General features: G+C 53.2%; 8 protein-coding genes. 2 read left to right on the top strand and 6 right to left on the bottom strand.

Translation table 11 applies throughout. The annotated features are described in order from the left end of the window. Nucleotides 1–36: 36 nt before the first annotated feature. The 6 genes from ACLW56_RS12865 to livK all read right to left on the bottom strand — a co-directional run bounded on the left by ACLW56_RS12865 (nucleotide 37) and on the right by livK (nucleotide 6,039). Nucleotides 37–972: an IS110 family transposase gene (locus ACLW56_RS12865; RefSeq protein WP_330984163.1), complete on the bottom strand. Its 936-nt coding sequence runs from the start codon at nucleotides 970–972 to the stop codon at nucleotides 37–39. Nucleotides 973–1,198: 226 nt separating this feature from the next. After that, nucleotides 1,199–1,912, bottom strand: coding sequence for a high-affinity branched-chain amino acid ABC transporter ATP-binding protein LivF (livF, locus tag ACLW56_RS12860; RefSeq protein ID WP_330984162.1), 714 nt, complete (start codon nucleotides 1,910–1,912; stop codon nucleotides 1,199–1,201). A gap of 1 nt (nucleotide 1,913) precedes the next feature. Next, nucleotides 1,914–2,681 carry a high-affinity branched-chain amino acid ABC transporter ATP-binding protein LivG gene (gene livG / locus ACLW56_RS12855; protein ID WP_330984161.1) on the bottom strand — a complete coding sequence of 256 codons (768 nt, stop codon included), beginning with the start codon at nucleotides 2,679–2,681 and terminating at the stop codon, nucleotides 1,914–1,916. After that, entirely contained in the window at nucleotides 2,678–3,955 is a 1,278-nt protein-coding gene (gene livM / locus ACLW56_RS12850; protein ID WP_330984160.1) for a branched chain amino acid ABC transporter permease LivM, read from the bottom strand. The genes livG and livM overlap by 4 nt, the downstream gene beginning before the upstream one ends. After that, entirely contained in the window at nucleotides 3,952–4,878 is a 927-nt protein-coding gene (gene livH / locus ACLW56_RS12845; RefSeq protein WP_330984159.1) for a high-affinity branched-chain amino acid ABC transporter permease LivH, read from the bottom strand. Before livH ends, livM begins: the two co-directional genes overlap by 4 nt. A gap of 51 nt (nucleotides 4,879–4,929) precedes the next feature. After that, nucleotides 4,930–6,039: a high-affinity branched-chain amino acid ABC transporter substrate-binding protein LivK gene (gene livK / locus ACLW56_RS12840; RefSeq protein ID WP_330984158.1), complete on the bottom strand. Its 1,110-nt coding sequence runs from the start codon at nucleotides 6,037–6,039 to the stop codon at nucleotides 4,930–4,932. Nucleotides 6,040–6,584: 545 nt separating this feature from the next. On the opposite strand from livK, the gene panM reads away from it, so the two are divergent. Both panM and ACLW56_RS12830 read left to right on the top strand, forming a co-directional pair. Next, on the top strand, nucleotides 6,585–6,968 hold the full coding sequence (panM, locus tag ACLW56_RS12835; protein ID WP_330984157.1) for an aspartate 1-decarboxylase autocleavage activator PanM: 384 nt from the start codon (nucleotides 6,585–6,587) through the stop codon (nucleotides 6,966–6,968). Nucleotides 6,969–7,233: 265 nt separating this feature from the next. Further along, a complete protein-coding gene (locus tag ACLW56_RS12830; RefSeq protein ID WP_330984156.1) occupies nucleotides 7,234–7,944 on the top strand; it encodes a hypothetical protein in 711 nt (236 codons plus the stop codon). The last annotated feature ends 3 nt before the right edge of the window (nucleotides 7,945–7,947 follow it).

Genomic DNA, 7,947 nt, shown 5'->3' with positions numbered 1-7,947 from the left:
GGGAGAGCAGCTGTGTTTAAAGTCAACCGGTGGCAGCTAACCTGCCACCCATTTTGCATTATCTCTCAGCATTGCGTTCAGGATTGTCACCAGTTTCCTCACACATGCCGTCATCGCGACTTTAAACGCTTTCCCTTTCGCTCTCAGTCTCTCAAAGAACGCCTTTATCACCGGGTTGTGACGCACCGCTGACAGCGTCGCCATATACAGCGCTGCCCTCACTGCACTTCGACCGCCCCAGATACATCGCTTTCCTTTCATCTTTCCGCTGTCATGCGCGTACGGACACACGCCCACCAGTGCACTGATTTTTCGACGGCTCAGTTGCCCCAGCTCCGGCAGCATCGACAACAGTACCGCCATCGTTGTCTTCCCTATTCCCTTGACCTCTTCCAGTAACTTCACTTTCTCCCGCCACAGCGGCATGACCCGTATCTGCCTGTCTATGTCGTCATCCGTGCCTTTTATCTCTCCGTTGAGCCAGTCTATGTGCCGCCTGATGCCCATCCGGATAAGCTCATCATCGCAGGTACCATAGCGGTTTTGCTCCATTGTCCGGTTATCCACTAACTGGCGGCGACGTGCCACCATCATGGCCAGGCGCTGAGTCTGCTCATCCGGTGCTGGCCGGATATCCGGCTCCATCCGGCGGCCGAACTCGCAGATGACTCGCGCATCATTCGGGTCTGTTTTGTACAGCGTCCCGAGGGCCCGGGCGAAGTTTTTAACCTGTCTGGGGTTCACAACAGCAACCGGGACACCCGCGAGTTCAAGGGTGACAGCCAGCAGGTTGTGGTAGCGACTGGTGGCTTCCATCACGACAAGTTTGATGTTCAGCGGCGTCAGTTGCGCAAGAAGTTGCTGATGTCCGGCAGGCGTGTTTTCCAGATGCAGGAACTGGCCTGACGGGCTGATAAATACGTCAAAAGTCTCTTTGGCGATATCGACGCCGACGAAAGAATATTCGGTCATTTTCATGTCTCCCGGCCTTGTAAGATACGGGCTGGCATCGGCCGCCCTGGCAGCTGTTCGGGTTTACAGGAAAGCTGATGTCACGCCAGAAGCTCTCCCGCGGGCTTACAGGCCCAGAGGGTGGACAGGCTGTGACATCAGGTCAAACACAGTGACAGTGTACCCGCCTGATGACGGGTAACTGAAGTGACTTTAAACATACAAGGGTTAGGGAGAGGGGTGTTTGCTAGCCGCCCAAATAAGCGCTACGCACAGCCTCGTTAGCCAGCAGCGCATCGCCGGTATCTTCCAGCACCACGTGGCCGTTTTCCAGCACGTAGCCGCGGTCGGCAAGCTTCAGCGCCTGGTTGGCGTTCTGCTCGACGAGGAAGATGGTCATCCCTTCTTTGCGCAGCTGTTCGATGGTGTCGAAAATCTGCTGAATGATGATCGGTGCCAGGCCCAGCGACGGTTCATCAAGCAGTAACAGACGTGGTTGGCTCATCAGCGCGCGCCCAATTGCCAGCATCTGTTGCTCACCACCGGACATCGTCCCCGCACGCTGAATACGACGCTCCCACAGGCGTGGGAACAGCTCGTAGACCCACTTGATGCGTTCCTGATACTGGCTGCGATCGGCAAAGAAACCGCCCATCGCCAGGTTTTCTTCCACCGTCATGCGGGAGAAAACGCGACGGCCTTCCGGCACAATCGCCACGGCTTCACGCATGATTTTTGCGGTCTGCCAGTCGGTAATGTCTTTGCCATCAAAGGTCACGCGGCCACTGCTTGCTCGCGGGTCGCCGCACAGCGTGCCGAGCAGCGTGGTTTTGCCCGCGCCGTTGGCACCAATCAGGGTGACGATTTCCCCCTGATTGATATGCAGGCTGACATCGTGCAGCGCCTGAATCTTGCCGTAGTGGGCACTTACCTTGTCAAAAGACAACATCACTTTTTCCATCTTATGCCTCACCAAGGTATGCGCGGATCACGTCCGGGTTGTTGCGGATCTCTTCCGGCGTGCCGTTTGCCAGCGGCGTGCCCTGATTCACGACATAGATGCGGTCGGAAATCCCCATCACCAGCTTCATGTCATGTTCAATCAACAGGATGGTGGTGTTGTGATGGCTACGCAGCTCGGCAATCAGTTCATCAAGCTCTTTGGTCTCTTTCGGGTTTAGCCCTGCTGCGGGTTCATCCAGCATCAGGATTTCCGGCTGGGTCACCATGCAGCGAGCGATTTCCAGACGACGCTGGTCACCGTACGCCAGGTTGCTCGCCTGGCGGTTCGCATGCTGAAGCAGGCCAATACGTTCAAGCCAGGTGGCGGCCCTGTCCAGCGCTTCACTTTGCGCTTTACGGAACGACGGGGTTTTCAGCAGGCCAGAGAACACGCCGGTTTTCAGCTGCTGATGTTGCGCCACCAGCAGGTTTTCAATTACCGTCATTTCACGGAACAGGCGCACGTGCTGGAAAGTACGCACTACGCCCATCTGGGCAATCTGCTGGCCCGGCATCCCTTCGAGATGCTTATCACGCAGCATGATGCTGCCGCCCGTCGGTTTGTAGAACCCCGTCAGGCAGTTGAACACCGTGGTTTTCCCGGCGCCGTTCGGGCCAATCAGCGAGACGATTTCCTGAGGATGCAGTTCAAGATTGACGTTATTGACCGCCAGCAGGCCGCCAAAGCGCATCATCAGGCCGTTAACAGATAACAATGGCTGGCTCATGCCTGCTCTCCTTTGGTCTGTCCGTTTTTCAGTTTCAAATGCGGACGGGTCATCGGCAGCAGCCCTTGCGGACGCCAGATCATCATCAGAACCATCAGAGCACCCAGCATCAACATGCTGTATTCATTGAAATCACGCATCAGTTCGCGAGAAACCACCAGCAGAATGGCCGCCAGAATGACCGCAAACTGCGAGCCCATCCCGCCGAGCACCACTATCGCCAGCACAAACGCCGATTCGGCGAAGGTGAAAGATTCCGGGCTGACAAAGCCCTGACGTGCGGCGAACAGCGTTCCGGCGAAGCCTGCAAACGCGGCGCTGATGGTAAAGGCCGTCAGTTTGATGCGAGTTGGGCTCAGGCCCAAAGAACGGCAGGCAATTTCATCTTCACGCAGCGCTTCCCAGGCACGGCCCAGCGGCATGCGCAGCAGACGGTTGATCACAAACAGCGTCAGCACGACCAGCAGCAACGCAACCAGGTAGAGGAAAATCACTCGGTCGTTGGGGTCATATTTCACGTGGAAGAAATTGCTGAAGGTGTCCCAACCGCCTTCACGCGCAGTACGGCTAAACTCCAGGCCGAACAGCGTTGGTTTCGGGATCTGGCTAATGCCGTTCGGGCCACCGGTGATTTCGGTGTTGTTGAGCAGCAGAATACGCACAATTTCCCCGAAGCCGAGGGTCACAATCGCCAGATAGTCACCGCGCAGGCGTAACACCGGGAAGCCGAGCAGGAAACCAGCGGCCGCAGAAACCAAACCGGCTAACGGCAGACACGTCCAGAAACCGAGCCCGTAATAATGGTTCAGCAACGCAAAGGTGTACGCGCCAATCGCATAGAAGCCGCCATAACCCAGCACCAGAAGGCCAGACAAGCCCACAACAACGTTCAGGCCGAGACCCAGAATGATGTAGATCATCGTCAGCGTGGCGATATCGATGGTGCCGCGAGACACCATAAACGGCCATGCCACAGCGATAACCAGCAGCGCAATCAGGAACAGCTTTTGTTTAACGGTCGACCCGTCAATCGCAGGCAGAACAAACTTCGGCCCGCTGAGACTTTTCATGCCCTTCTGAAAGGCAGGACGCAGCATCTGGAAGAAGAAGACCACGGCGGTGCCGATAAAAATCCACTGCCAGCGGATATCCGCGGCGGTATCGACCACCAGTTTAGTGCCGCTCAGTTCCAGCTGAACGCCCATAAAAACGGCCGCCAGCACGAAGAACATGGCGGCAGAGAGCAGCGCCATCGCAAAATGCATCGGTTTCATACTTTCTCTACCTCCGGACGGCCCAGGATCCCGGTCGGCATCACCAGCAGCACCACGATCAGCAGCGCGAACGACACCACATCTTTGTACTCCGTACTCAGGTAAGCAGAGGAAAGTGCTTCAGCGACGCCCAGAATCAGGCCGCCGATCATGGCACCTGGAATACTGCCGATGCCGCCAAGAACCGCTGCGGTAAAGGCTTTCATCCCGGCCATAAAGCCGATGTAAGGGTTGATTACGCCGTAGAACTGACCGAGCAGCACGCCCGCCACCGCCGCCATTGCCGCGCCAATCATAAAGGTCAGCGCAATCACGCGGTCAGTGTTGATGCCGAGCAGGCTCGCCATCTTCAGGTCTTCCGCACACGCACGGCACGCACGGCCCATGCGGGAATAACGGATGAACAGCGTTAGCGCCAGCATCGCAACAAACGTCACAATCCAGATAACGAGCTGCATGGTGGTGATGCTGGCGGAGAAGTTATCGCTGGCTCCCACAATCCATTGGCCGTTGAACAAGCTCGGCAGCGCGATGTCGCGCGAGCCTTCGGTCAGGCTGACGTAGTTTTGCAGGAAAATGGACATGCCGATGGCGGAGATCAACGCAATCAAACGCTTGGAGCTGCGAACCGGGCGATAGGCCACGCGCTCAATACTCCAGCCGTAGGCGCTGGCAATCACAATCGCGCCAACAAACCCGGCGGCGACCAGCAGCCAGCTGGTGTCGATGCCCATCATCATCAGTGCGGCGATGATCATGAACGACACGTAGCTGCCAATCATGTAGACCTCGCCGTGGGCGAAGTTGATCATCCCGATGATGCCGTACACCATGGTGTAGCCGATGGCGATCAGTGCATAGGTGCTTCCCAGCGTCACGCCGTTAAACATCTGCTGCAGAAAATAAAGGAACTGCTCTGACATAAAGTAACCTTTCTTATAACCGCCCGGCAGGTTAGCGGGCGGGGGATCTTATTATTTGGCGACGGTGGACGAGCCGTCCGCATGCCATTGGAAGACACCAAACTCAAATCCCTTCAGATCGCCTTTTTCATCCCAGTTCAGCGGCCCAATCACGGTTTTAGCCCCGTTAGCTTTCAAATCTTTAATTAACGCCAGCGGATCTTCGCTGCCGGTACGATCCATAGCGGTCGCCAGAGACTGTACGGCGGCATAGGTGATCCACACGTAAGGACCGCTCGGATCTTTCTTCTCGGCTTTCAGCGCATCAACAATACCTTTGTTGGCCGGATCCTGGTCATAACGTTTAGGCATTGTCACCAGCATGCCCTCGCCCGCTTTGCCCGCGATGTTGGACAGCGAAGCGTTACCCACACCTTCTGGCCCCATGAATTGGGTTTTCAGGCCAACAGAACGCGCCTGACGCAGGATCTGACCCATTTCAGGGTAGTAACCACCGTAGTAAACGAAGTCGATATTTTCTTTCTGCTGACGAGCGACCAGCGCGGAGAAGTCTTTTTCACCGGCAGTGATGCCGTCAAAGAACACGACGTTGGCACCCGCTTTCTTCAGGTTGTCCTGAACGGAACGCGCCAGACCTTCACCATACTGCTGTTTGTCATGAATGATTGCGATGCGCTGTGGCTTCACTTTATCCAGAATGTATTTCGCCGCGGTTGGCCCCTGAGAGGAGTCCAGGCCCGCAGTACGCATGATGTACTGGTAGCCACGCTGGGTCAGCTCTGGGTTGGTCGCGCCCGGGGTGATCATCAGAATGCCTTCATCTTCATAGATGTCAGACGCGGGCTGAGTCGAAGAGGAGCACAGGTGGCCGATAACGTATTTGATGCCATCGTTAACCACTTTGTTCGCCACCGCGACAGCCTGTTTCGGGTCACAGGCATCGTCATATTCCACCGCAACCAGTTTGTCGCCTTTGATGCCGCCGTTGGCGTTGATGTCTTTGATAGCCTGACGCGCGCCGTTAAATTCCATGTCGCCCCACTGTGCGACCGGGCCAGACATCGCGCCAATCACCGCGACTTTAATGTCTTTTGCCAATACCGAATGCGACATCGCCAGTGCCACCATGCCCGCAATCAGTGTTTTTGCATTCCGTTTCATCGTTCCATCCCCGCTCGTGATGTAATTTGTATTTCCCCGTCATTCTTCAAGCCACAGGTGCGTTGGCTGCACTCCCTCACCCCAGTCACTTACTTAAGTAAGCTCCTGGGGACTCACTCCCTTGCCGCCTTCCTGTGACTCGAATTATTTAGGGTAAAAAATTTGTATTTATCTGGTTAAAAAGCATTCTGTACTTTTAATGCACAACGCTATTTTTGCCAGTCTCTTTAATGGTTTAGCGATGTTTTTGCCAAAAACCTGACTAAAATCTCTATTTTTCAGTCGATTAAGCAAAGATAATATTCTGTATTCAGGTAGAGTTAAACAAAAAAAACCGCCATTTTCAGCATAAAATAAGGGTACAAAGGACCGAATAAATCACTACCTTTCAGGTTAAAATTCTGCCTGTTTTTCGATCCCTAACGCATTGCACTGCTAGCGAATGACGGAGGAACCGAATCCCCTGTCATTCAGCATAAAAATAGAAATCGGCGAACCGAGAAATTCGATAAACTCGGGGAAAACTTTTTAACGGATAGCTTCACATGAAACTGACGATCATCAGGCTGACAACGCTCAGCGAACAGGACATTATCGATCTCGGCAAGATCTGGCCGGAATACAGTGCGGCTTCTCTGCAAATGGATGAAGAGCACCGAATTTACGCAGCGCGTTTTAACGAAAGACTGCTGGGCGCTGTGCGAGTGACAATTAAAGGCGATCAGGGTGCGCTGGATTCACTGCGCATTCGCGAAATCACACGCCGACGCGGCGTGGGCCACTATCTCGTCGAAGAAGTGCTGCGTAATAATGCGGAGATAACCAGCTGGTGGATAGCGGATGTCGGGGTCGAAGACAGAAGCGCGATGAATGGGTTTATGCAGGCGTTAGGCTTTACTGCTCGTGAGAATGGGTGGGAGAAGCGTTAGTCCTGAACTCGCCCCTCTCCCCGGCCCTCTCCCGAAAGGGAGAGGGAGAAAACCAAACCGGCTCCGAACAGTCCCCTCTCCCTGTGGGAGAGGGTTAGGGAGAGGGGTCAACACTAAATTTTCATTTATTTAGCGTCAGTCGCCGTGCCAATTCCCAGCCCTTAAATAGCCAGTTCCCCCCAATATAAAGCACGTATTCCTCTTTCCGGTTTCAAACACCAGAGTTATTTTTACCTAAATTTAATTTAACCAATGGGAATTATTCATGGAAAATATGACTTACGATACTTTATATGATGACCATTATGGAATACATTATAATTTTACTTCCCCCTTAAACGACGACATTTTCTTTTCTCTCATACCTGAAAAAAACATCCCTGAGACGTACTCCCCTATCATTGATGAAGAAAATGGATTGTGCATAGGTTATCTCAATCATGATCTGTCAGGCCTGTATGATGTTTATGATTACAATGGTCAGTATGTTACACGGATGGAACTGCCGTTAGAGCATCCGTGGCTAGACCCTTTAGATTTTATTTTTGCTGGAGCCTTAATCTATAAAGCTTTCCGATTTGGCTTGTTCTCATTCAAGGCATTAACTCAACGAGGATTGTTTATTGAGTTTGAATCCTTACTTGGAGACAGCATCATGAATATTCTCCGGGGAAGAATCAAATTTGGATTGTCTCCGGAAACATTGAAATTCACCCCCAAAGCTGCAGAACACATGAAAGAACCCGCCAGATACGTCCCCGTCTACCTTCAAGAAAAGGCACTTCGCTATGGAAGAAGAATGCCGGACCGGCTTCGTCAATCAGACCTAAAAACGATGCGCTATGAAATAGGTATTCGTCGCTCAAGGTTTAATAAAAGTTTAGAAAGCTACGAGAATAAAGATTATACTTTTGAAGTTATTGTCAATGAGAGAACCTGGACTATCACACATTTTGCATACAAATCATTGAGGTAAATA

Source organism: Pantoea sp. sgz302252, from assembly GCF_047713085.1.
Classification (GTDB): Bacteria; Pseudomonadota; Gammaproteobacteria; order Enterobacterales; family Enterobacteriaceae; genus Scandinavium.
This window is presented reverse-complemented; position numbering and strand designations above follow the sequence as displayed.